Annotated in this window: 21 protein-coding genes and 2 pseudogenes; 7 read left to right on the top strand and 16 right to left on the bottom strand. The window is 74.1% G+C overall.

Annotation, left to right across the window (positions count from 1 at the left end; all coding sequences use genetic code 11):
• Positions 1 to 13: 13 nt before the first annotated feature.
• From ABD954_RS21805 to ABD954_RS21770, 8 genes are all read right to left on the bottom strand, one after another.
• Positions 14 to 811: an ABC transporter permease gene (locus ABD954_RS21805; protein WP_345488028.1), complete on the bottom strand. Its 798-nt coding sequence runs from the start codon at positions 809 to 811 to the stop codon at positions 14 to 16.
• Positions 798 to 1,658, bottom strand: coding sequence for a 2-aminoethylphosphonate ABC transporter permease subunit (locus tag ABD954_RS21800; RefSeq protein ID WP_345488026.1), 861 nt, complete (start codon positions 1,656 to 1,658; stop codon positions 798 to 800). The genes ABD954_RS21805 and ABD954_RS21800 overlap by 14 nt, the downstream gene beginning before the upstream one ends.
• A complete protein-coding gene (locus tag ABD954_RS21795; protein WP_345488024.1) occupies positions 1,651 to 2,790 on the bottom strand; it encodes an ABC transporter ATP-binding protein in 1,140 nt (379 codons plus the stop codon). Before ABD954_RS21795 ends, ABD954_RS21800 begins: the two co-directional genes overlap by 8 nt.
• Positions 2,787 to 3,479: a phosphonatase-like hydrolase gene (locus ABD954_RS21790; protein WP_345488022.1), complete on the bottom strand. Its 693-nt coding sequence runs from the start codon at positions 3,477 to 3,479 to the stop codon at positions 2,787 to 2,789. The genes ABD954_RS21795 and ABD954_RS21790 overlap by 4 nt, the downstream gene beginning before the upstream one ends.
• A 5-nt stretch (positions 3,480 to 3,484) precedes the next feature.
• Positions 3,485 to 4,606, bottom strand: a complete 1,122-nt coding sequence (locus tag ABD954_RS21785; protein ID WP_345488020.1) for a TIGR03364 family FAD-dependent oxidoreductase — start codon at positions 4,604 to 4,606, stop codon at positions 3,485 to 3,487.
• A gap of 165 nt (positions 4,607 to 4,771) precedes the next feature.
• Entirely contained in the window at positions 4,772 to 5,527 is a 756-nt protein-coding gene (locus ABD954_RS21780; RefSeq protein ID WP_345488018.1) for a GntR family transcriptional regulator, read from the bottom strand.
• Positions 5,528 to 5,577: 50 nt separating this feature from the next.
• Positions 5,578 to 6,627, bottom strand: coding sequence for a hypothetical protein (locus tag ABD954_RS21775; protein WP_345488016.1), 1,050 nt, complete (start codon positions 6,625 to 6,627; stop codon positions 5,578 to 5,580).
• Positions 6,628 to 6,747: 120 nt separating this feature from the next.
• Positions 6,748 to 8,037: an ROK family transcriptional regulator gene (locus tag ABD954_RS21770; RefSeq protein ID WP_345492377.1), complete on the bottom strand. Its 1,290-nt coding sequence runs from the start codon at positions 8,035 to 8,037 to the stop codon at positions 6,748 to 6,750.
• Between the two features lie 139 nt (positions 8,038 to 8,176).
• On the opposite strand from ABD954_RS21770, the gene ABD954_RS21765 reads away from it, so the two are divergent.
• Positions 8,177 to 9,247: a Gfo/Idh/MocA family oxidoreductase gene (locus ABD954_RS21765; protein ID WP_345488014.1), complete on the top strand. Its 1,071-nt coding sequence runs from the start codon at positions 8,177 to 8,179 to the stop codon at positions 9,245 to 9,247.
• Positions 9,244 to 9,732 (top strand): heme-degrading domain-containing protein, encoded by a 489-nt coding sequence (locus ABD954_RS21760; protein ID WP_345488012.1) that lies wholly within the window; start codon positions 9,244 to 9,246, stop codon positions 9,730 to 9,732. Before ABD954_RS21765 ends, ABD954_RS21760 begins: the two co-directional genes overlap by 4 nt.
• Here the strand turns inward: ABD954_RS21760 and ABD954_RS21755 are convergent.
• The 5 genes from ABD954_RS21755 to ABD954_RS21735 form a co-directional block, all read right to left on the bottom strand.
• Entirely contained in the window at positions 9,704 to 11,239 is a 1,536-nt protein-coding gene (locus tag ABD954_RS21755; RefSeq protein WP_345488010.1) for a choice-of-anchor A family protein, read from the bottom strand. The two genes, ABD954_RS21760 and ABD954_RS21755, sit on opposite strands and share 29 nt — an antisense overlap.
• Positions 11,240 to 11,467: 228 nt before the next feature.
• A complete protein-coding gene (locus tag ABD954_RS21750) occupies positions 11,468 to 12,325 on the bottom strand; it encodes a fumarylacetoacetate hydrolase family protein (protein WP_345488009.1) in 858 nt (285 codons plus the stop codon).
• A 136-nt stretch (positions 12,326 to 12,461) separates the two neighbouring features.
• Positions 12,462 to 13,253, bottom strand: a complete 792-nt coding sequence (locus tag ABD954_RS21745; RefSeq protein WP_345488007.1) for a YidC/Oxa1 family membrane protein insertase — start codon at positions 13,251 to 13,253, stop codon at positions 12,462 to 12,464.
• 132 nt (positions 13,254 to 13,385) lie between these two features.
• Positions 13,386 to 13,706 (bottom strand): DUF6412 domain-containing protein, encoded by a 321-nt coding sequence (locus ABD954_RS21740; RefSeq protein WP_345488005.1) that lies wholly within the window; start codon positions 13,704 to 13,706, stop codon positions 13,386 to 13,388.
• Positions 13,707 to 13,897: 191 nt separating this feature from the next.
• The gene (locus ABD954_RS21735; protein WP_345488003.1) at positions 13,898 to 14,683 is read right to left on the bottom strand and encodes a class E sortase; all 786 of its coding nucleotides are present in this window, start codon (positions 14,681 to 14,683) and stop codon (positions 13,898 to 13,900) included.
• Positions 14,684 to 14,745: 62 nt separating this feature from the next.
• Between ABD954_RS21735 and ABD954_RS21730 the strand changes: the two genes are divergently transcribed.
• From ABD954_RS21730 to ABD954_RS21715, 4 genes and pseudogenes are all read left to right on the top strand, one after another.
• Positions 14,746 to 15,759, top strand: a complete 1,014-nt coding sequence (locus ABD954_RS21730; protein WP_345488001.1) for an SEC-C metal-binding domain-containing protein — start codon at positions 14,746 to 14,748, stop codon at positions 15,757 to 15,759.
• 162 nt (positions 15,760 to 15,921) lie between these two features.
• On the top strand, positions 15,922 to 16,392 hold the full coding sequence (locus ABD954_RS21725; protein WP_345487999.1) for a very short patch repair endonuclease: 471 nt from the start codon (positions 15,922 to 15,924) through the stop codon (positions 16,390 to 16,392).
• 157 nt (positions 16,393 to 16,549) lie between these two features.
• Positions 16,550 to 17,329, top strand: coding sequence for an HNH endonuclease (locus ABD954_RS21720; protein WP_345487997.1), 780 nt, complete (start codon positions 16,550 to 16,552; stop codon positions 17,327 to 17,329).
• A gap of 44 nt (positions 17,330 to 17,373) precedes the next feature.
• Positions 17,374 to 18,203: pseudogene (locus ABD954_RS21715) on the top strand (IS5 family transposase).
• 56 nt (positions 18,204 to 18,259) lie between these two features.
• Here the strand turns inward: ABD954_RS21715 and ABD954_RS21710 are convergent.
• Positions 18,260 to 18,555 (bottom strand): annotated as a pseudogene (locus ABD954_RS21710) (hypothetical protein); the annotation flags it as partial.
• Positions 18,556 to 18,794: 239 nt separating this feature from the next.
• On the opposite strand from ABD954_RS21710, the gene ABD954_RS21705 reads away from it, so the two are divergent.
• Positions 18,795 to 19,097, top strand: a complete 303-nt coding sequence (locus ABD954_RS21705; RefSeq protein WP_345492375.1) for a hypothetical protein — start codon at positions 18,795 to 18,797, stop codon at positions 19,095 to 19,097.
• Between the two features lie 139 nt (positions 19,098 to 19,236).
• Here the strand turns inward: ABD954_RS21705 and ABD954_RS21700 are convergent, their stop codons facing one another.
• Together ABD954_RS21700 and ABD954_RS21695 are read right to left on the bottom strand one after the other, a co-directional pair.
• Complete coding sequence (locus ABD954_RS21700; protein WP_345487995.1) at positions 19,237 to 20,505, bottom strand: DUF445 domain-containing protein; 1,269 nt, start codon at positions 20,503 to 20,505, stop codon at positions 19,237 to 19,239.
• Positions 20,506 to 20,525: 20 nt separating this feature from the next.
• Positions 20,526 to 21,548, bottom strand: coding sequence for an ABC transporter ATP-binding protein (locus ABD954_RS21695; protein WP_345492373.1), 1,023 nt, complete (start codon positions 21,546 to 21,548; stop codon positions 20,526 to 20,528).
• Positions 21,549 to 21,578: the final 30 nt, after the last annotated feature.

The following is a 21,578-nucleotide window of genomic DNA, read 5'->3' as shown; positions in this document are numbered from 1 at the left end:
TCTCTCCTGGGGGTCAGCGGTAGGACGCTTTGGTACGGATGCGGGAGACGGCGAGCAGGACGAGCAGCGTCGCCGCCATCAGGACCACGGCGAGCGCGGAGCCCGTGAACAGCGAACCCCGGTCGGTGGCCGTGAAGACGAGCACCGGCAGCGGCAGCCAGTCCGGCGGATAGAGCATCATCGTGGCGCTCAGCTCGCCCATGGACAGGGCGAAGCAGAGCCCGGCCGCCGCGTTCAGCGACGGCAGCAGCAGCGGCAGCCGCACCCGGAGCAGGACGTACGAGGGACGGGCGCCGAGACTGGCGGCCGCCTGCTCGTACATCGGGTCCAGACGCAGGACGGCGGCCGAAACCGACTGGTAGGCGAAGGCCGTGACGAGGACGGTGTGCGCGAGGATCACGATCTGGCGCGTGCCGTTCAGGAGCAGCGGCGGCTGGGAGAAGGCCACCAGGACGGCCAGTCCCACGACCACGGACGGCACCGCCACCGGCAGCACGAACAGCGCGTCGAGGACCCGGCGGCCCCTCTTTCCGAGGGCGGACGCGGCGAGCGCGGCCCAGGTGCCGAAGGTCAGCGCGAGCAGGCTCGCGGCGAGCGCGGTGACCAGGCTGGTGGTGAGCGCCTGGAGGGACTCCCCGCGCACGGCGGCCGTGTAGTGGGCCGTGGTCGGTCCCGAGGGCAGGGCGCCGGACCAGTGCGTGGCGAAGGACGCGGCGAGGATCACGAGCAGGGGCAGGGCGAAGAGGGGCACGAAGAGCACGGCGAAACCGGCCCAGGCCGCCCACCTGCCCGCACGGCTATGCACCAGCACGGCGGCTCACCACCCGGTAGACGGCGTACAGGCCCACGGAGATCACGACGTTGACGACGGCGACCACGCACGCGGCGGCGTAGTCCGACTCGAGGATGGCCTTGCCGTAGACCAGCATCGGCAGGGTCGTCACGCCCTTCGCGCCGGTGAACAGCACGATGCCGAACTCGTTGAGGCACATCACCAGGACGAGGCTGCCGCCGGCGGCGAGCGCGGGCAGCGCCTCGGGCAGGATCACCCGCCGCACGATCCGCAGCGGCCGGGCGCCGAGCGAGGAGGCCGCTTCCAGCTGCGCGGTCTCCAGCTGCGAGAAGGCGGCGAGCAGCGGGCGCATCACGAACGGGGTGAAGTACGTGATCTCGGCGAGCAGCACGCCCCACGGGGTGGTGAGGAAGCGGAAGGGCCCGGTGGCGGCGCCGGTGGCGTCCGTCCACAGGCCGTTGGCCACGCCGGCCGTGCCGTACACGAACAGCAGGGCGAGGGTGATGAGGAAGGACGGGAAGGAGAGGAAGACGTCGATGAACCGCGCCACCGCACGGGCACCCGGGAAGGGCACGAAGGCGATGACCAGCGCGAGGGCGAAGCCGAGGACGAGACAGCCGGCGGTGGCCGCGGCGGCGAGCCAGACGGTGGTGACGAGCGCGTCCCGGAAGGACGGCGACGCGAGGACCTCGGCGTAGGCGCCGGGGGCGAGGGACTCCCGCACCACGAGGGCGAGCGGATAGAGGAAGACGACGGCGAGGGCGAGCACGGGCGGGGCGGCCCACAGGAGCGGGGCGGGCAGGCGGCGCGCGGACGCGGCCCGGGTCCTGCTGCCCTGCCGGGTGAGGAGCGCCGGGCTAGCCATCGGTCACCCCCGCGGCGAGGAGCACCGCGTCCTCCGGTGCGAAGTGCAGGGTCACCTCGTCGCCGAGGGCCGGGGTCTGCCGCAGCTCGCGGACGTCGGCCTTCACGCGGTGGCCGTCGACGTCGACGTACAGCCGGTGGGTGGCGCCCCGCCACTGGACCTCGGCGACCGTGCCGCGCAGCGCGTTGGGGCCCGGGCCGAGGCCGACCAGGTGGGGGCGGACGCACAGGGTGGCGGTGGCGCCGGGGGCCGCGCCGGCGGCGGGCACGTCCAGCGGGACGCCGCCGGGACCGGGCCCAGAGGTGGCGAGGGGCGTTCCGTCGGCGGTGAGAGAGGCGCCGTCGGCGGTGAGGGGGGCGCCGTCGGCGGCGGCGAGCCTGACTCCGTCCGCGGTGACGGTGACCGGCAGCAGGTTGGCGTTGCCGACGAAGGAGGCGGTGAACTCGGTGCGGGGGCGCCGGTACAGCTCCTGCGGGGTGCCGCAGTCCTGGAGGCGGGCCCGGTCCATGACGGCGATCCGGTCGGCGAGGGTGAGCGCCTCGACCTGGTCGTGGGTGACATACAGGACGGAGACGTCGGGCAGTTCGCGGTGCAGCCGGGCGAGTTCGGCGAGCATGCCGGAGCGCAGCTGGGCGTCGAGCGCGGAGAGCGGCTCGTCGAGGAGGAGGACGTTCGGGCGGATGGCGAGGGCGCGGGCGATGGCGACGCGCTGCTGCTGGCCGCCGGAGAGCTCGCGCGGATGGCGCCGGGCGTAGGCCGCCATCCCGGTCATCTCCAGGGCCTCGGCGACCCGGCCGGGGATCTCGCCCTTGGGCGTCTTCCGCGCCTTCAGGCCGAAGGCGACGTTGTCCTCGACCCGCAGGTGCGGGAAGAGGGCGTAGCTCTGCACGACCATGCCGATGCCCCGCTTGTACGGGGGCAGGTCCGTGACGTCCCGGTCGCCGATGAACACCCGCCCGGCGGCCGGGCGGACGAACCCGGCGACGGCCCGCAGGGCAGTGGTCTTGCCGGAGCCGGAGGGCCCGAGCAGGGCCATGACCTCGCCGGGTTCGACGGTGAGGGTGAGCCCGTCGAGGACGGTGTGGCCGCCGTACGCGACCGAGACGGCGTCGAAGCGGATTCCGCTGGTCATGCTCGGCGCTCCTCGTGCTCCCGTACCGCCTCCGGCAGTGCGGCGACGGAGGGCAGGACGTGGGTGGCACCGTGCTCCGTGAGGGCCCGCTCGCCGTGGGCGCCGGTCAGGACGCCGGCGACGATCCCGGCGCCGGAGCGGACGCCGCTGAGCACGTCGTACGCGGTGTCGCCGGCGACCGCGATCCGGCGGACGTCGTCGACGGCGCCGGTGCGCAGCAGGGCGGTGAGGACCATGTCCGGGTACGGGCGGCCCCGGCCGCCGGCGTCGGCCGGGCACAGGGTGAGGTCGGCCAGGCCGTGCCAGCCGAGGGCGTCGAGGATCGCGTCCTGGGTGACGCGGGCGAAGCCGGTGGTGAGGACGACGGTCCTGCCCTGTTCGCGCAGGGCGGCGACGGCCTCGGCGGCGCCGGGGATCGCGCTGATCCGGCCGCTGTCCACGAGTGCGGCGTACGCCTCCTCGAAGGCGAGGTTGGCCTGTCGGGCGCGCTGCTCGTCACCGCCGAGGAGGTGGCGGAAGACGGTGATCTTGGACTCGCCCATGGTGGCGCGGACGTGGTCGATCATCGTGGCGGGGTCCTCGCCGAGGCGTTCGGCGGCGGCGGTGAAGGCCAGCTCGACGAGGCCGTCGTCGGCGACGGTGGTGCCGGCCATGTCGAGGACGATCAGTGCGTGCTGCGGTGCGGTCATGGTGGTCACCAGCCCAGTTCGTTCGCGGTGGTCTCGGCGACGGCGGGCGAGCAGGTCATGCCGCGGCCGCCGGGCCCTGTCACCAGCCAGACGCCGTCCCGCACGCGCTGGCGGTGGACGACCCGGGTGGTGTCGGTGCACTGCGCGTACACGCCGGCCCAGCGGCGGCGGACGCGCGGGAGCGGGCGGCCGAGGAGGGACTCGACCACGCGCGTGAGGTGTTCGTAGGGGTCTTCGAGGGTGTCGAAGGCGAAGGGGTGCTCGTATTCGTGGGTGTCGCCGATGGTCAGTCCGCCGTCGAGGCGCTGCACCATGAGCAGCTGCATCCGGTGGGCGGCGGCGGTGGGGTCCTGGGCCTGGCCGGCGTTGAGCGCGTCCAGGGCCTTCGAGGCGTAGGCGGGGTAGTAGCGGAAGGAGTCGGCGTCGGCGACGGAGGTGGTGAGGGGTTCGCCGAGCGGGTCGGTCTGCATCATCTGCAGTCGCACCCGGCGCACCGGGATCGCGCCGGCGACCTCGCGGACCAGGCCGGAGAGCCAGGCGCCGGTGCACAGGACGACGACGTCGCCGGTGTGGGTGTCGCCGTGGTCGTCGCGGACCGCGTTCTCGCCGACGACCTCCCGCACCTCGCGGTGGGGCAGGAAGGTGTAGCGGCCGGTGGCCAGGAGGGCCTCGCGCAGGGCGAGCTGGGCGGTGCGGGGCTCGACGGCGGCGTCCCGCCCGCACCACAGGGCGGCGTCGAACGTGCCGCGCAGGGCGGGGTTGACCGCCCGCGCCTCGGCGGGCGTGAGCAGCTCGTAGCCGCGGGCGGCGGCGTCGGGGCGGGCCACGGCGGCCTCGGCGACGGCGCGTTCGAGCTCGCCCCGGACGGGGGTGAGGGAACCGATGGCCCGGAAGCCGACCGCGGGCACGCGGGCACCGATGTCCTCCCAGAGCTCACGGGCGCGCAGGGCGGTGTCGAGTTCCTCGCCGCCCGCTCGTCCGCTGACCCAGATCTGGCCGAAGTTGCGGAGCGAGGCCCCGCGCGCCTCGGCCTCGCGTTCGATGTGGACGACCTCATGGCCGCGTTCGACTGCCTGCCAGGCGTGCATGGTTCCCACCACGCCGGCTCCTACGACGATCACCTTCATGCCGCTCACGGTCGCGGCGGCGGATGGCCCCGGACGGTCCGGCCGGCGACGGGACGGTGAACGGCCCGACAAGCTTGGACTAGACCCGTTATCTACTCGTGATGTGGAGAGGGGCCGGTGTCGGTGCGGTCGCGGTCGCGGTCGGGGTCGCGGTCGCGGTCGCGGTCAGTCCTGGGGGCCGAGGTGCGCGGTGAAGCTGAAGCGGTCGCCCCGGTAGAGCGTGCGCACCCGCTCCAGGGGCCGGCCGGCCGTGTCACGGGAGACCCGGTGGATCAGGAGCATGGGCAGCGCCGGCGGGGTGCCGATCAACAGGGCCTCGCGGGGGGTCGCGAGCACCGTCTCGATCCGCTCGTCGGCACCGCCGAAGGAGACGCCGAGACGGTCGTGCAGATACGCGTAGAACGAGGAGTCCGGGTCGAAGTCGGTGTCCAGGCGCGGGGCGCGGGCCTCGGAGACGTACGTGCTCTCCAGGCCCACCCGCTCGTCGTCGGCGAGCAGGACGCGCTCCATGTGCCAGACCGGCTCGCCGCGCGCCACGCCGACCTCCGCCGCGAGGCCGTCGGGACAGGGGAAGCGCTCCAGCGAGATCAGCGCCCGGCCGGGCCTGCGCCCCTGGCGGCGCACGCCCTCGGTGTAACTGGCGAGGGAGAGCGGCTGTTCCAGCTTCGGCCCGGCGACGACGGTGCCCCGGCCGCGGCGGCGCAGCCGTCCCTCCAGGAGCAGTTCGCGCAGGGCCTGGCGGACGGTCTCGCGCGACACCTCGTAACGGACGGCGAGATCGCGCTCGGTGGGCAGCAGACCGCCCTCGCCCAACTCGTCGATGAGCGCCGCGACCTTCGCCTTCACGGCGTAGTACTTGGGGATGCGGCCGTGTTCGGGGATGCCGGAGCGGATCGGGGCGCCGGGGTCGTTCGTCTCCACCCGGTGATCGTCGCAGACCGGGGTGAACGGGCGGGTGTACGGAGCGTGGCCTACGGGTTCCGGAGGCGGCGGACGGCGAGGAGGATCACCGCGCCCGCCGCGAGGAGGGCCGCGGCGGCGGCGGCATGCCGGAGGGCGGACTCCCGCCCGGTCTGGGCGAGTTCGGGGAAGCGCGGGTCGGTGCCGGTACCGGGTGCGGTGGGGCGGGCGGGCGCCGACGGGTCGGATGCCGGGGCCGAGGCGGAGGGGTGGGCGGGGACGTCGGCGTCCGGGTCGGCGGGGCCGATGGCCAGCCGGTAGTCGCCCGACTCGCCGACCCAGTCGCCGTCGTCACCGCGCCGCTGGACGACGGCGGCGTTGACGACCACGTCGTCGTCGGGCGCGGCGTCGGCACGGAAGGCGAGGCGGACGGGAACGGTCAGGGTGCCGCGGGCCGGCACCGCGAACCCGGCGAAGGCGGGGACGGGGGCCGGGGCGGTGGGCGGGGGGCTCGTCGCGGGGGAGCGCGTCGCGGGGGAGCGCGTCGCGGGGGAGCGCGTCGCGGGGGAGCGCGTCGCGGTGGCGGAGGGGGCGGGGGCCCTGGGGGCGGCGGACGCGGGGGCGGGGGCGGGGGACGTGGAGGCGGCGGACGGCCGGTTGTCGGCGAAGACGCCCACGCTCTCCGCCCGGTCCGTGGCCTCGAACGCCACCGGCCGCCACAGCCGCGCCGTCGCGTCGTAGAACTCCGCGCGGATCTGGTCGGGGCGCAGCGACCGGCCGCTGTCGGTCAGGACGAGCACCGGGTGGACGCCCCGGCAGGGCCCGGCGGTGGTGTTGCGGATCTCCAGGTGCCAGGTCCCGTAGGCCCCTCCGGCGGCGTACTCGACGGGCCCGCCGACGATCCGGGCCGTCAGCGGGAAGGCCGTGGCGTCGGCGTCCCCGCACGCGGGCGCGAGGGCTGCGCCGGGGGCGGCGCCGGGCACGGCGACGGGGGTGGCGGCGGGGGTGGCGGCGGCCGGAAGGAGGGCCGCCACGGCGGGGGTGGCCGCCAGGGCGTGCGCCACCGGGACGGTGGCGGCCGTGGTCAGCGCGGCGAGGGCGAGGGCGTTGCGCAGTCGCATGGGGGCGGTGCCTTTGCTGCTCGCGGGACGTACGGGACGCCCGCGACGCTGCCACGCGGGACGGGGCGGCCCCGGGACCGACGCGGCCGGGCCCCCGTACGCACCGCGCATTCCGCCCGATCAGCCTATTTCCCGATCATGGGACCGTCGGACGTGGGGTTCCTTGCCGAAGACCGGCGCGAGGACCAGCTGGGCCGCGCCCTCGGCGACCGGGTGCGGGGTTCCGGCGACCTCGACGTCCGCCGGGAGGCCGAGGCCGCCCAGGACCTCGCGGACCCCGCGCGCGTACGCCTGCGGGTCGGCCAGGACCGCCCGGCCGCCCAGCAGCACCCGGTCGATGTCGAGCAGCCGGACCAGGTTGGCCGCCCCGGTCCCGAGGACCCGGGCGGCGCGGGTCACCTCGCCACGGGCCAGGGCGTCCAGGCACAGCACCTCCAGGCAGCCGCGCCCGCCGCACTCGCAGGGCGGACCGTCCATCTGCACGGTCTGGTGCCCGAGCTCCCCGGCCCCGGTCCTGCCCCCGCGGAGCACGGCCCCGCCGAGGACGAGCCCCGCGCCCAGCCCCGTACCGAGGTGGACGTACGCGAACGAGCCGGGAGCCCCCGGGCGCAGCGCCAGTCCGAGCGCGGCGGCGTTGGTGTCCTTGTCGACCACGACCGGCACCCCGAGTCGCCGCACCAGCTCGTCCCGCAGCGGGAAGCCCTCCCACGCGGGGAACCCGGTGACCCGGCCGGGCCTCCCCGCCCAGTGGTCCAGCGGCCCGGGCATGGCGACCCCGACGCCGAGGACGCGGCCGGGGGCGGCACCGGCGGCGGGGACGGGGGCGGGAGCGGAGACGGGGACGGGGACGGCGGCGGGGGCAGGGGCGGGAGCGGAGACGGGCGTGGGAAGGGGGGCGGCTCCCAGCTGCCCCCTCAGCGCCTCGACCTCCGTACCGACCGCCGCCAGGACCGTGTCCGCGCCCGCGCCGAGGTCCAGGGGGGAGCGGCGTTCGGCGACCCGCGCGCCCGAGAGGTCGAGCAGGACGGCGGTGAGCTCGTCGCGGTCGAGGTGGATCCCGATCGCGTACGCGGCCGAGGGGACGAGCCGGAGCACGGTGGCCGGCTTGCCGCCCGTGGAGGCGCGGCGGCCGGCGTCCGCCACGAGGCCCTCGGACCGCAGCCGGGCGGTGATCTTGCTGACGGCCTGCGGGGTGAGGCCGCTGCCCGCCGCCAGCTCCAGGCGGCTGATGCCGCCCTCCCCCGCCGTGCGGAGCAGGTCGAGCACCCGCGCGGTGTTGGGCCCGCGCAGCGCGGACAGGCCCGCGGCCCCGGCCTGGCCCGTACCGCCCTGCCTCCCGCCACCGCTGCCGCCACCGCTGCTGCTGCCGCCGCCACCGATGCCGATGCCGCTGCCGCCGTCCGCGCTCATGTCCACGCCGCCTTCCCCGCCCGCGTCCGCGCCGACGCCCACGCGTCGCATGCCCCCGAGGCCGAGGCCGTTGTCCCTCTTCACCAGGCCATTGTGCCGGTCGCTTGCACTTTGGCAACAGCGTTGCCAAAGTATCCGTATGGCTTCCCCCCTCCGCGTCGGACTCGTCGGCTACGGCCTCGCGGGCTCCGTCTTCCACGCCCCGCTGATCGCCGCCTCCCCCGACCTCGTCCTCGACACGGTCACCACGGGCAACCCCGAGCGCGCCGCGCAGGCCCGCGCCGAGCACCCGGACGTCCGGGTCGCGGGCTCGCCCGAGGAACTGCTCGCCCGGGCCGGCGAGCTCGATCTGGTCGTGGTCGCCTCGCCGAACAAGACCCACGTCCCGGTCGCCACCGCCGCGCTGGAGGCCGGCCTGCCCGTCGTCGTGGACAAGCCGCTCGCCGGCACCGCCGCCGAGGCGCGCGACCTCGCCGCCCTGGCCGACGAGCGCGGCCTGCTCCTGTCGGTCTTCCAGAACCGGCGCTGGGACAACGACTTCCTCACCCTGCGCGCGCTCGTCGCCGACGGCGCCCTCGGCGAGGTCCAGCGCTTCGAGTCCCGCTTCGAGCGCTGGCGCCCGCAGCTCAAGGGCGGCTGGCGCGAGTCCGGCGCGCCGGAGGAGATCGGCGGGCTGCTCTACGACCTCGGCAGCCACGTCGTCGACCAGGCCCTGGTCCTCTTCGGCCCGGTCGTCCGCGTGTACGCCGAGTCCGACGTCCGCCGCCCGGGCGCCCAGGCCGACGACGACACCTTCTTCGCCCTCACCCACGCGGGCGGCGTGCGCTCGCACCTGTGGGTGAGCGCCACCACCGCCCAGCTCGGCCCCCGCTTCCGGGTCCTCGGCAGCCGGGCCGGCTACGTGAAGTACGGCCTCGATCCCCAGGAGGCCGCCCTGCGCGAGGGGCTGCGGCCCGGGCCCGGCGCCGTCTGGGGCCGGGAGTCGGAGGAGCTGTGGGGCCGGCTCGGCGCGGGCGAGTCACCGCTGACCGGCGGCGGCGACCCCGTCGAGACCCTGCCGGGCGACTATCCCGCCTATTACGCGGCCGTCGCCGCCGCCCTGCGCGGTACGGGCGAGAACCCGGTCACGGCCCACGAGGCCGCCGCCGCGCTCGACGTCCTGGAAGCGGCGAGGAAGTCCGCCCGCGAGGGCGTGGCGGTGACGCTGTGAACGCCGGGCCCGACGCGATCGAGGAGCTTCAAGCGCAGGAGGCCCGCCTGGTCCTCCCCCGCTTCACGTACGACGACGCCTGGACCCTCGGCACGATCCTGGTCGGGCTCGCGCGGGAGCGACGGGCACCGGTCGCGATCGACGTGCGGCGCGGCGCCCAGCAGCTGTTCCACTGCGCCCTGCCCGGGTCGAGCGCCGACAACGACGCCTGGATCGACCGCAAGCGGCGGGTGGTGGAGCGGTACGGCGTGAGCTCGTTCCTGGTCGGCGCCCGCTTCCGCGCCAAGGGCACGACCTTCGAGGCGTCCTCGCGCCTGGACCCGGACCGGTTCGCGGCGCACGGCGGCTCGTTCCCCCTCGCCGTCGCGGGCGCCGGCGTCATCGGCTCGGTCACCGTCTCGGGCCTGCCGCAGGCCGAGGACCACGCCCTGGTCGTCCTCGGCCTGGAGCGGCTGCTCAGCTCGTACGGCGACGCTGCCGGCTGACGGACACGAGGACACCGCCGCTCAGCACGAGGACGACGGCCAGGGCGCCCGCGAGCACCGTGGCGGTGCCCGGACCGGAGCCGGCGCCCGTGTCGGGCAGTTCCCCGCCGCCGGTGGTGAGGCCGCCGGTGGTCCCCCCTCCGGCGGTCCCGCCGCTGGTGCCGTGACCACCGGAGGTCGCGCCGCCGTCGGCGCCACCGTCCGTACCACCGCTGCCGGTCGAGCCGCCGGCCGTGGTCCCGCCGTTGACGTCCGGCTCAGGAGTGGGGTCGGGGTCAGGGCCAGGGTCCGGAGTGGGGTCGGGGTCGGGCGTGGGGTCGGGGTCGGGCGTGGGGTCGGGGTCGGGCGTGGGGTCAGGGTCAGGCGTGGGGTCAGGGTCAGGCGTGGGGTCAGGGTCGGGCGTAGGGGTGGGGGTGGGTGTCGGTGTGGGAGGCGGGGTGGGCTCGTCACAGGAGGGCAGATCGCCGTCGAACGGGTACGCGTGCAGTTCCTGCCCGCCGCCCCCGCCCGCCACGGAGGTGTGGGTGAGGGAACCGCTGGTGTAGAAGCGCCCGTTCATGCCGGGCATGGTCACCGTGGCCGTACCGGCCGGCTCGCCGATGAGCACGCTGCCCTCGAACTGCCCGCTGCCCTCGAAGGTCACGTCCTTGGCGTCGGGGAAGTTCCACAGGAGCCGGTCGCGCAGCCCCTCCTGGAAGCCGTTGACGTACGTGTCGACGGTCCGCCGCGCGCCGAGGACGTTGACGAGGACGGTCGCGCCGTGCGGGATGCGGCGGAAGATCAGCCCCTGGGCGCCGCCCCTGGCCGACTCCAGGTCGAAGTCGACGGTGAAGACCTGGATCGCCGACTTGCCGTCGCCGGTGAACACCGTCTCGCCGCCCCCGTTGACGGCCGTGCCGGTCGCGGCGCGCGGCGCGCCCGCCACGTACGCGTAGCAGCGGCTGGCGGTGGACAGCATGTCGCGCAGGCTCTTGTACGGGCCGGCGGCGCCGGGGTCGGCGACCGCCTTGGGGCTGACCGTGCCGGTGAGCACGCCCCCGTACCGTACGACTCCGTGGACCACGCCCTCCTCGGCCAGCAGGCGCTGGCCCTTGGCGACGGTGACGTCGCCGCCCGTGGTGAGGAAGGCGGAGCCGTTGTCGGGCACGACGCGCGAACCGACGCCGGCGACGCCGACGTTGTAGACCTGCGAGGCGCCGGGACGTTTCCTCATGTCGAAGTCGCCGAGGACCACGACCTTGCCCTCCGCCTCGGCCGCCGCCTCCCGGACCCGGAAGTCGCCGCCGACGAAGACGTTGACGTTGTTGTCGCGGCCCGCGATGACGCCGTTGTGGATGTCGGGGTACGGCGCGGGGCAGCTGCCCGGCAGGCACGGGCCGAGGCCGCCCGGCAGCGGGTCGGCGAGGGCGGTGGCCGCCAGGGCTCCGGTCAGCAGGGCCGCGCCGGCCGCGGTCGCCGCGGCGGCGGGCAGCAGGCGACGACGCCGCCACGGTACATATGAGCGCATAGGCGGCAAAATAGGCACAACGTATGAGGAGATGGCGGCGCCCACGCCCGGAACGGCGGAGGCGTCGCCGGAACGGCGCAGGCACTGCCCGAACGACCTCGGCGACAGGCCGAACGGCGGCGGCGCCGCTCGAACAACGGCAACGCCGCCCGAACAACGGCAACGCCGCCCGAACGGCTCAGGTCCGCTCGCCGTCCGGGGCCGGGCGGTCCGGCCCCGGAGTCACGGTCAGGCGCTCTTGAGCTCCTGGCGCTGCCGGCCCAGGCCCTCGATCTCCAGCTCGACGACGTCGCCGGCGCGCAGGTACGGCTTGGGCTCCGGCTGCCCCATGGCGACGCCCGCCGGCGTACCGGTGTTGATGATGTCGCCGGGGTAGAGCGTCATGAACCGGCTGACGTAGCGGACCACCTCGGCGACGGGGAAGATCTGGTCGGAGGTGTGGCCGTCCTGCTTCAGCTCGCCGTTGACCCACAGCCTCAGGGCGAGGTCCTGCGGGTCGGGGACCTCGTCGGCGGTGACCAGCCAGGGGCCCAGCGGGTTGAAGGTCTCGCAGTTCTTGCCCTTGTCCCAGGTGCCGCCGCGTTCGATCTGGAACTCGCGCTCGGAGACGTCGTGGGCGAGCGCGTACCCGGCGACGTGGGCGAGGGCCTCCTCGTCGGTCTCCAGGTAACGGGCGGTGCGGCCGATGACGATGGCCAGCTCGACCTCCCAGTCCGTCTTCACCGAGCCGCGCGGCACGAGCACGGTGTCGTCCGGGCCGACGACGGTGTCGGCGGCTTTGAGGAAGACGACCGGCTCCTCGGGGATCGCCGCCCCGACCTCGGCCGCGTGGCCGTGGTAGTTCAGCCCGATGCACACGACCTTGCCGATCCGGCCGACCGGCGGACCGATCCGCAGCCCGGTCGCGTCCAGCGCGGGCAGCACGCCCGCGCCGAGCGCGGCCCGGACGCGGTCGAGGGCGGCCCCGTCGGCGAGGAGACTGCCGTCGATGTCGTCGACCAGCGCGGACAGGTCGCGCAGCGTCCCGTCCTGGTCGAGGAGGGCGGGCCGTTCGGCCCCTGCCGGGCCGACACGCAGCAGCTTCATGGTCTTCTCCCTGTGGTCGAGGTGGCCCGGGGGAGGCCGTGTGGAACCCCGGCCGATGGAGTGCGGCCATCGGAGGATTGGTCGATCCTCCAAGAGAACGGGGCGCGCTGCAAGACCCCGTTCACACCCTGGACCCTTACGCGGGAGTAACCACGCCGCCCCCCGTACCGCCCTTCGTCCCGCCCCGCGTACCACCCTTCGTCCCGCCCGCCGTACCGCCCGCCGTGGGCGTGTCCCGGTAGAGGAAGGCCCGCTCCACGGCGGTCCAGGTGGTGCTGGTGACGATGTAGAGGGCGGCGGCCAGGGGCACGACGGCGACCGAGACGAGCGTCGCGAAGGAGAGCAGCGGCATGAACCGGGCCAGCCCCTCGGCCAGGCCGGCGCCCGGCTGACCGGGCTCCACCGCCTGGGGCGCGAGGAGCGCGTTCTGCCGCTTCGCGTAGCGGTAGCTGTACGTGGCGACGGCCGCGACCAGCGCGAACAGGACCAGGTAGACCCGCCCCGCCGGGCCGAGGACGCCGCCGTGCGCCAGGGCGTCCGCGAAGTGGTCGCCGAGCGGGGCCCCGAGGAGGTCGTGCCCGGCCATCCGCCCGCTGGAGAAGAGGTGGAACATCAGGAGGAACGCGGGCGCCTGGAGCAGGCTCGGCAGGCAGCCCGCGACGGGCGAGACCTTCTCGGCGGCGTGCAGCTCCATCACCGCCTTCCGCAGCCGCTCGGGGTTCTTGGCGTGCTTCTTGCGCAGCTCGGCGAGCTGCGGGGCCAGCCGGACGCGGGCCTTCTGGCCGCGGGCAGCGGCCCGGGAGAGCGGATGGACCGCGAGACGTACGGCCATCGTGAACAGCACGATGGCGGCGGCGGTGGAAGAGGCGGCGAACAGCGGCTGGAGCAGGTCGGCGAGCTGCTCGACCAAAGAGGCGAAAACGGACATGGGGAGCCCTCCGTGGGGTCTCGTCGTGCCGGGGGTGAGAGACATCGGCAGGACGGAACCGCGAGGGGCGCGCGCGAGCGTGCGGTGGAACGTGCGCGGTGCGAACGTGCGGTGCGAACGTGCGGTGCGCCCCTATGCGGCCGTCAGGAGGGGACGGCCGGGAGCCCGGGGCCTGCGGCGGCCGGGGGCGTCGGGATCGCGTTGCGGCAGGAAGGCGGTGCGCCGGGCACGGTCGCGCAGGGCGGTGCGGACCCGGGTGGGCGGTACGGGCAGGGCCGTACGGGCGCCGATCAGGGCGCAGAGGAAGGCGGTCGCGGCCATGGCGACGGCCGTGGAGAGGCCCGCGCCCTCGGAGAGGAGGAGGTCGGCGACGGCGAGGAGGAAGAGGAGCGGCGCGAGGACGCTCAGCAGCTGCCGGTTGAGCACGCCCGCCTCCCTTCCGCGCCGGGGCATCACGCGCCCGGCCGTTCCATCGCCCGACCGTTATACAGGACGCTTCGCGGGCTCCAGGAGTTCCGCGGGTCCGCCCCCGACCGGCCACCGGGGAAGGACCGGGCGCCGGGGAAGTACGGCACGTCGGGGAAGATCCGGGCGCCGGCGCGGCCCTGGCGGCGGCTGCGGCGCCGGGGCGCGCGGGGCGCGGGTCACGTCCGCGGCGGGACGAGCCGGGCCCACACGACGAGCCGGTAGCGGGAGCTGAACTCGGGGGTGCAGGTGGTGAGGGTCAGATAGGCGCCGGGCCTGTCGTACCCGTACGACGGCTTGTGGAGGGACCGCGGTACGGGGGCGATGACACCGGTGTCGCGGGGCGAGGTCTGCGGGAGGATCCGGTCGACGCGGTAGGTGTGGGTGCGCTCGCGGGTCCGGACGGTGAGGGTGTCGCCGGGCCGCAGCCGGTCGATCCGGCGGAAGGGTTCGCCGTGGGTGTTGCGGTGCCCGGCGAGGGCGAAGTTGCCGGGGCGGCCGGGCGCGGCGGTGCCGGGGTAGTGGCCCGCGTAGCCGCGGTCGAGGACCGTCCTCCTGCCGACGCCGTGGGCGACGGGGACGGTGAGGCCGAGACGGGGGATGCGCAGGACGGCGTACGGGACGTCGGGGCGCGCCGGTCCGGGCCCGGCCGCGGAGGCGCCGGGACTCGAGGTCGCCGGATCGGCGGCCGCGACGGGAGGTGACGGGGAAGGTGACACGGTCACCGGCTGCGGCGTCGGCGCGGAAGGTGAGGAGTCCCACTCCCGCTCCAGGGTGCGCACCTGCTCGACGGCCCGGGCGCGGGCCCGCTCGTTGGTCCACCACAGCTGGTGGACGGCGAGGAGGAGGACGACGACGCCGCAGGTGACGAGGGTTTCGGCGCACGTCCACAGCGCGCGTGCGCCGGGCCCGCGCCCCGCGCGCGCCTGGACGACCACCGGAACACGCGTCCGTCGAGCCCGCACGGCGGGCACGATAAGGGCTGGGGCGCCAACTCTCCAGGGCCGTACAGCAGTACGGTGTCGGCATGCGCCCCGACACGCCTGCCGATCACACCACCGAAGCCGAGCGTCTGCTCCGCACCGCGGGGCAGTACCCGGAGGACCGCGAACCCCTGCTGCTGCGCGCGGCGGCCCACCTGGAACTGGCGGGCGAGCGCGAGAGAGCGACGACGCTGTACGACTCGCTGCTCTCCTCGTCGCCCGCCGATCCCCTCCTGATCAGGGCGCTGAAGGCGGCGAACCTGTGGGAGTACGGGCACGAGGCCGAGGCCCGCGCGATCATCGACGGCGTCCGGCGGGCCCGGCCCGCGGAGCCGGAGCCGTGGGAGATCGTGGCGGAGACGCTGGAGGCCCACGACGAGTTGGAGGCGTCGGAGGCCACGTTCACGGAGGCGGCGTCGCTGCTGGTGGAGCCGGCCTCGACGGAGGACGTCTCCTACCCGCTCCAGTCCCTGCTGGCCGGCCGGCACCGGGTCCGCCGCCTGCTGGCGCTGCCGCACGACGACCACGACGCCCTGGCGGACCGCCTCCACACGGGGGACGTCCCCCTGGACGAGCTGCACGACCCGAAGCGCCTGTGGTCGCTGGGCTCCTCCGACCCGGCGGAGCTGCAGGCGGAGATCACCCGCCTCCGCTCGGAGCTGGGCTCCTACCGGACGGCCCTGTCCCGCCCGTTCCCGGTCGCCGTCCTGCACTGGCCGGAGGCGGAACTGGACGAGCTGCTGGCGGCGTACCCGGAGCTGGAGGCCGAGTACCCGACGTACCGGGCGCACCTCACGGACATCGAGGCGTCCCTGCGGGAACTCGCCCAGTCCGGCACCCCCAACCTGGGCATCGTCCCGGCCACGGTCCCCTCCTACGAGGCCTTCGCCGCTTCCGAGTCCTCCTCCCCCGCCAACGCCGACCTCCTCCCCCAGTACGCCACCACCCTCGCCGCCCGCGGCCACGCCACCCCCTGGCCCCCGGCGAGGGGGGCTGCGTGCTGGTGCGGGTCGGGGAGGACGTACGGGGAGTGCCACGGCGGCGACGCGCAGGAGTGACACAGCCATGCAGCGGATGACGGGTGCGTCCGGCAGCACCCGGCAGAAGCTGCGCTGGGGAATGGTTGCCCTGAAGGAAAGCCCAGGTGCATGACGAGGGGCGTCCGTGGCCGGGCAACCCGCATCTCCCTCTGGAAACGTCTTGAGAAGGAGCTGGACTCCATGTCGGAGAACGACGGCTGGAGCCCCCCCGAAGGGTCATGGGCGTCATCGGCTGCCCGCCGCCGGAACATGCAGGCGATTCGCAGCCGGGACACCAAACCGGAGCAGCTAGTACGCCGGCTTCTCCACGCCCAGGGACTGCGCTACCGCGTAGCTGCCAAGCCGCTGCCCGGCTTGCGCCGGACAGCGGATGTTGTCTTCCGGCCGGTGAAACTGGCCGTCTTCATCGACGGCTGCTACTGGCACGGCTGCCCCGAGCACTATGTGCCGCCGAAAACCAATCCGGGCTACTGGTCGGACAAAGTGGCCCGGAACATGGCGCGCGACCGTGACACCGATGAACAGCTTCAGGCGGCCGGCTGGACCGTGCTCCGCTTCTGGGAGCACGAGTCACCGGCTGCGTGCGCAGCTCGGATCGCGGCCGAGGTGGAGAAACGTCGCGCCCGTACACGAGGGGCGGACACAGCCTGATCAGGCCTGCTTCGCGGCCTGCTGACGGCCGGTCTGGTTTCTGCTTGAGCCGGCTGAAGCAGCGTTCGGCGACATACTGGGGTCGGCGCCTCATTCCCTTCGGACAGCGTCAGCCTGAAGCTCCGCACCCCACGCGAACGCTTGTACGATGCTTGGTATGCCGCAAATCGCCTGGATCAGAGATGAGCTGCTGCTTGCTTGCGCGCTCGTCGTCGAAAACGGCTGGCGCGAGCTGCGGCAAACAGATCCTCGCGTGCACGAGTTGTCCGCTCTGCTCCGTTCCATCCCTCTCCACGGAAACGCGGTCGACGACCCTCGGTTCCGGTCCGTGAACAGCGTGAGCCGTAAGACGACGGATATCGCCACCGCCCACCCTGCACACGCGGGGGGCTCGACCAAAGGCGGGCGCCCCACCCGGGAGATCGTGGCTGACTTCGTACGGCATGAGGCGGACATGCTGGCGGCCGCCAAGGCGCTTCGTGCCGGCATCATGAGCGGCGAACTGCGCCACGCGTCGGAGTCGGTTGCCGCGCCCGGCCCGGAGGGGGACTCCAGCGCCCTGGAAGGGCAGCTGCTGGCACGCTGGACGCTCTACAGGGAGCGAGACCGCGGCCTCCGGGAACGCAAGATCCGGCACGCCCAGAGGCTGCAGAAGTCCCTCCGATGCGAGGTCTGTACCTTCGACTTCGGCGAGACCTACGGTCCACTCGGCGTCGGCTACGTCGAGGTCCACCACCGCCTGCCCCTACACGTCTCCGGGCCCCGCGAGACCACGCTCGACGACCTTGCATTCCTGTGCGCGAACTGCCACCGCATGTGCCACAGAAACCACGAAGGTGAGTCATGGCGCACGCCTGACGACCTGCGCACTGAATTGGGCTGGCGCGAAGGCTCGGTTCCCGACGAGGCCCGAACCCCTCTGGATGACCGCAGCTAGGCGGTGTCTTCAAATGATCACCGTTGGTGGATCATGGTGTCGTGATACGTCGCCATGAACTGTCGGATGCCGAGTGGGAGTTCGTCCGGCCGTTGCTGCCCGAGTCGTTGCGGGGGCGGAAGCGGCTGGACGACCGCAGGATCCTGAACGGGATCGTGTGGAAGTTCCGCACCGGTGTCGCCTGGCGGGATGTGCCCGAGCGCTATGGTCCGTGGGCGACGCTGCACACCCGTTTCCGCAGGTGGGCGATGGACGGGACGTTCGACCGGATGCTGCGGGCCGCGCAGGCGAAAGCGGACGCGGCGGGCGACGTCGAGTGGCTGGTGTCGGTCGACTCCACGGTCGTCCGGGCCCACCAGCACGCGGCCGGGGCCCGAAAAGGGGGCTCCGCGACCTGGCCCTCGGGCGGTCCAGGGGCGGGCTGACCAGCAAGATCCACCTGGCCTGTGACGGCCGCGGCCGCCCACTCGGCTTCGTCGTCACGGGCGGCAACACCAACGACTGCACCCGGTTCACCGCGGTGATGGAGGCGATCCGGGTGCCCCGCACCGGACCGGGGCGGCCCCGCGTCCGGCCCGATCACGTCCTGGGCGACAAGGGCTACAGCTCGAAGGCGATCCGGACCTGGCTGCGGCGCCGCGGCATCCCGCACACGATTCCCGAGCGAGCCGACCAGGTCCGCAACCGGGCCAGGCGCGGCAGCCGGGGTGGCCGCCCGCCGGCCTTCGACCGCGAGATCTACAAGCACCGCAACGTAGTGGAAAGGTGCTTCAACCGCCTCAAGCAGTGGCGCGGCATCGCCACCCGCTACGACAAGACCGCCGAATCCTACAAAGCAGCCGTCGCCCTCGCGTCACTCCTGATGTGGGCGTGACATTTGACGACAGAACCTAGAACGGTTCGGGAATGACGGCCCGATCGTGCGGCGCGTCAGCCGTCGGCGGGCTCGGACATGGCCTTCGCGATCAGGCGAGTGGCGTAGTCCGGGTCGTCGTCATCCGGTTGATCTGTTCGGCGAGCAGGAGGACGGTCGCTTCGACGGATGCCATCTCGTCGGATGTCCAGTCCCCGTACTGCTTGCGCCACAGGTTAGGGCTCAGACCAGTCCCTGCAGCGACGAGCAGGCCAGCCATTGTGGGGATGACCTCCGGACGGACGTTTCTCGGCATCACGCGCATCGCCGCCACGACGTTGGGCACCACGTACTCGATGACGTCCTTGCCGTGGATTCGTCTCTATGTCACCCCCTGGCTTTCAGGCGATGAGGCGCGTGCAGATGGCGTTTGACGACCGCGCACCCGGCACTCGCGATAGCCATCCCGGACTCCGCCGCGCACGAGGCGCACGGGGCGCACCCGGCCCTCACCCACGGGCCCGGCCAGCAGTACACCAGAGCCCTCGCCCTGGCGAGGGCCTCGTTAGGCTCATGAGTGTTGAGAACTCGCCGAACGGAAGGCCCACCGCCATGCCCCGCACCCTCTCCCCCGTCATCGCCGCCGCCGGTCTCGTCGGGGGTTATGCCGTTGCCCGGTGGACCAAGAAGCGGCCGCTCGGTGGGGTCGTGCTGGCCGTGGCCGGTGGGGTGGCCGCGCGGGAGTGGCAGCGGGTGGCCGGGGGGAAGGCGGCGGCCGGGCTCGGCGCCGCCTATGTGGCCGCGTTCGCGGGGTCGCACCCGCTCGCGAAGAAGATCGGTGCGTGGCCCGCGGTGTTCTCGGCGGCCGGGGCCATGGCGGGAGCCGCCTACGCCGTGGCCCGCAAGGCGGACTGACGCCCCGCCGCCTCGGCCCCTCGGGGGCGAGCCCCAGCTCATGCCGAGGCCCAGGCCCGGGTCCGCGCCCCACCCCTAGGGCCTCCCAGCCCCGCCAGACCAGATCGAGCACCCACCCCCAGGGCCCCGCACCCCCGCGTCACCCCCCCAACGCGTGGCTCACCGTATAGATCAGCAGCCCCGCCAGCGCGCCCACCACCGTGCCGTTGATGCGGATGAACTGGAGGTCGCGGCCGATGTTGGCCTCGATCTTGCGAGAGGTCTGGGTGGCGTCCCAGCCGGCGATGGTGTCGGTGATCAGGGAGGTGATCTCGGTGCGGTACGTCGTGACCACGTACGCGGCCGCGTCCTCCGCCCAGCCCTCGACCTTCGCCTGGAGGCGCTCGTCCTCGGCGAGCCGGGTGCCCAGGGAGATCAGGGAGGCGCGGGCGCGGCGGCGGAGCTGGCTCTGCTCGTCCTCGGCGGCGGCCAGGATCAGCGCCCGGACCGAGGACCAGGCCGAGGCGATGACGTCCTGGATCTCCGGGCGGGCCAGCAGGTCCGACTTCAGCCGCTCCACCCTCGCCCGGGTGTCGGTTTCGCCCTGCAGGTCGGCCGCGAAGTCGGCCAGGAAGCGGTCGATGGCGCCGCGTGCCGGGTGGCCCGGCATGTCGCGCATCTCCGTCACGAAGCGGAGCAGTTCCTTGTAGACCCGCTCGCCCACCCGCCGGTCCACGAACCGCGGGGTCCAGCCCGGTGCGCCGCCCTGCACCGCCTCCATCACCGACTCGCCGTGCGTCACCAGCCAGTCGTGGGCGCGCGCGCAGACCAGGTCCACCGCACGGCGGTGGGCGCCGTCGTTGACCATCCTGGTCAGCGTCTTGCCCAGCGGCGGCCCGATGTCCGCCGCCTCCGCCCGCCGGGTGATCGCCTCGCCGACGATCGCCTGCACGTCGGAGTCCCGCAGCACCGTGAGCGCACCGCGCAGCGCGGCGGCCAGTTCGGAGGTGACCCGGTCGGCGTGCGCCGGGTCGGCGAGCCACACGCCCAGGCGGCGGGCGATCGCGAAACCGCGCAGCCGCCCCCGTACGACGTCGGCGGACAGGAAGTTCTCGCCGACGAAGGTGCCGAGCGAGGCGCCCAGCTGGTCCTTCTTCGTCGGGATGATCGCGGTGTGCGGAATGGGCAGCCCCAGCGGCCGGCGGAACAGCGCCGTCACCGCGAACCAGTCCGCGAGCGCGCCGACCATGCCCGCCTCCGCCGCCGCGGCCACGTACCCCGCCCAGGCGCCCGCGCCCGCCGACTCCGCCCACGTGGCCGACGCGTAGACCACCGCCACGAAACCGAGCAGCGACGCGGCGAACGCCTTCATCCGGCGTACGCCCCGGCTCTTCTCCTCGTCCGCCGCCGTGTACGTGAAGCTCACCATGCCACCATCACCTCACCTCCCTACCTGACTGACTCCCCGGCCGCATCCCGAGTTCCCCCGTACATCTTCGCGATCACCGCCTCGATGTCGGGCTCCCGCACCGACAGGTCCACCAGCGGGTACGCCGCCGCGACCGCGGCCACCACCGGCGCCGCCGACGCGGAGGACGGCAGGGCGAGGAACTGGCGCGGCCCCTCGGCCCGTACGAACCGGGCCCCCGGCACCTCGATCGGGGCCGTCTCCCGCGCCAGGTCGACCACGAGGAGGCGCTCGCTCTCGCCCGCCGCGTGCAGGCCGGCGAGTTCGCCGTCGTACATCAGCCGGCCGTGGTCGATGACCATCACCCGCGAGCAGAGCTGCTCGATGTCGGTGAGGTCGTGGGTGGTCAGCAGCACCGTCGTGCCGCGCGAGGCGTTCAGTTCGCGCAGGAACTCCCGGACCTTCGCCTTCGACACGACGTCGAGGCCGATGGTCGGCTCGTCGAGGTAGAGCACGTCCGGGTCGTGCAGCAGGGCCGCGGCGATGTCGCCGCGCATCCGCTGGCCCAGCGAGAGCTGCCGTACGGGCACGTCGAGGAGCTCGCCGAGGTCGAGGAGGTCGACGCAGCGGGCGAGGTTCTCCCGGAAGCGGTCGTCGGGGATCCGGTACATGCGGTGCGTCAGCCGGTACGAGTCGCGCAGCGGCAGGTCCCACCACAGGGTGGTGCGCTGGCCGAAGACCACGCCGATGCGCCCGGCCAGCCGGGTCCGTTCGCGCGAGGGGTCGATGCCGGCCACGCGCAGCCGGCCGCCGCTCGGGGTGAGGATGCCGGTGAGCATCTTGATGGTGGTGGACTTCCCGGCCCCGTTGGGGCCGATGTAGCCGACCATCTCTCCCTTCTCCACCGTGAAGGAGATGCCGTCGACCGCTCGGACCTCCCGCTTCTCACGGCGCAGCAGACCGGTCCGCTTCCTGACCGTGAAGACCTTCCGCACGCCGTCCAGGGCGATGAACGCGCCGGGGTCGGACGGCGGCTCGCCGGGCGTGGGCCCGGACGTGGGCATGGGCACGGACATGGGCATGGGCATCTCGCC

The sequence above is a fragment of the Streptomyces roseoviridis genome, assembly GCF_039535235.1.
Lineage (GTDB): Bacteria > Actinomycetota > Actinomycetes > Streptomycetales > Streptomycetaceae > Streptomyces > Streptomyces roseoviridis.
Note: the sequence above shows the minus strand (reverse complement) of the source record. Positions and strands in the feature narration are given on the sequence as shown.

What these genes read in the sequence shown, in the direction of transcription:
- ABD954_RS21730 (WP_345488001.1), top strand. Translation starts at nt 14,746, where the DNA reads ATGCGCCCCGACACGCCTGCCGATCACACCACCGAAGCCGAGCGTCTG.
- ABD954_RS21720 (WP_345487997.1), top strand. Translation starts at nt 16,550, where the DNA reads ATGCCGCAAATCGCCTGGATCAGAGATGAGCTGCTGCTTGCTTGCGCG.
- ABD954_RS21745 (WP_345488007.1), bottom strand. Translation starts at nt 13,253, where the DNA reads ATGTCCGTTTTCGCCTCTTTGGTCGAGCAGCTCGCCGACCTGCTCCAG.
- ABD954_RS21725 (WP_345487999.1), top strand. Translation starts at nt 15,922, where the DNA reads ATGTCGGAGAACGACGGCTGGAGCCCCCCCGAAGGGTCATGGGCGTCA.
- ABD954_RS21695 (WP_345492373.1), bottom strand. Translation starts at nt 21,548, where the DNA reads ATGCCCACGTCCGGGCCCACGCCCGGCGAGCCGCCGTCCGACCCCGGC.
- ABD954_RS21740 (WP_345488005.1), bottom strand. Translation starts at nt 13,706, where the DNA reads ATGCCCCGGCGCGGAAGGGAGGCGGGCGTGCTCAACCGGCAGCTGCTG.
- ABD954_RS21750 (WP_345488009.1), bottom strand. Translation starts at nt 12,325, where the DNA reads ATGAAGCTGCTGCGTGTCGGCCCGGCAGGGGCCGAACGGCCCGCCCTC.
- ABD954_RS21775 (WP_345488016.1), bottom strand. Translation starts at nt 6,627, where the DNA reads ATGCGACTGCGCAACGCCCTCGCCCTCGCCGCGCTGACCACGGCCGCC.
- ABD954_RS21700 (WP_345487995.1), bottom strand. Translation starts at nt 20,505, where the DNA reads ATGGTGAGCTTCACGTACACGGCGGCGGACGAGGAGAAGAGCCGGGGC.
- ABD954_RS21800 (WP_345488026.1), bottom strand. Translation starts at nt 1,658, where the DNA reads ATGGCTAGCCCGGCGCTCCTCACCCGGCAGGGCAGCAGGACCCGGGCC.
- ABD954_RS21790 (WP_345488022.1), bottom strand. Translation starts at nt 3,479, where the DNA reads ATGACCGCACCGCAGCACGCACTGATCGTCCTCGACATGGCCGGCACC.
- ABD954_RS21795 (WP_345488024.1), bottom strand. Translation starts at nt 2,790, where the DNA reads ATGACCAGCGGAATCCGCTTCGACGCCGTCTCGGTCGCGTACGGCGGC.
- ABD954_RS21785 (WP_345488020.1), bottom strand. Translation starts at nt 4,606, where the DNA reads ATGAAGGTGATCGTCGTAGGAGCCGGCGTGGTGGGAACCATGCACGCC.
- ABD954_RS21705 (WP_345492375.1), top strand. Translation starts at nt 18,795, where the DNA reads ATGCCCCGCACCCTCTCCCCCGTCATCGCCGCCGCCGGTCTCGTCGGG.
- ABD954_RS21755 (WP_345488010.1), bottom strand. Translation starts at nt 11,239, where the DNA reads ATGCGCTCATATGTACCGTGGCGGCGTCGTCGCCTGCTGCCCGCCGCC.
- ABD954_RS21770 (WP_345492377.1), bottom strand. Translation starts at nt 8,037, where the DNA reads ATGAGCGCGGACGGCGGCAGCGGCATCGGCATCGGTGGCGGCGGCAGC.
- ABD954_RS21765 (WP_345488014.1), top strand. Translation starts at nt 8,177, where the DNA reads ATGGCTTCCCCCCTCCGCGTCGGACTCGTCGGCTACGGCCTCGCGGGC.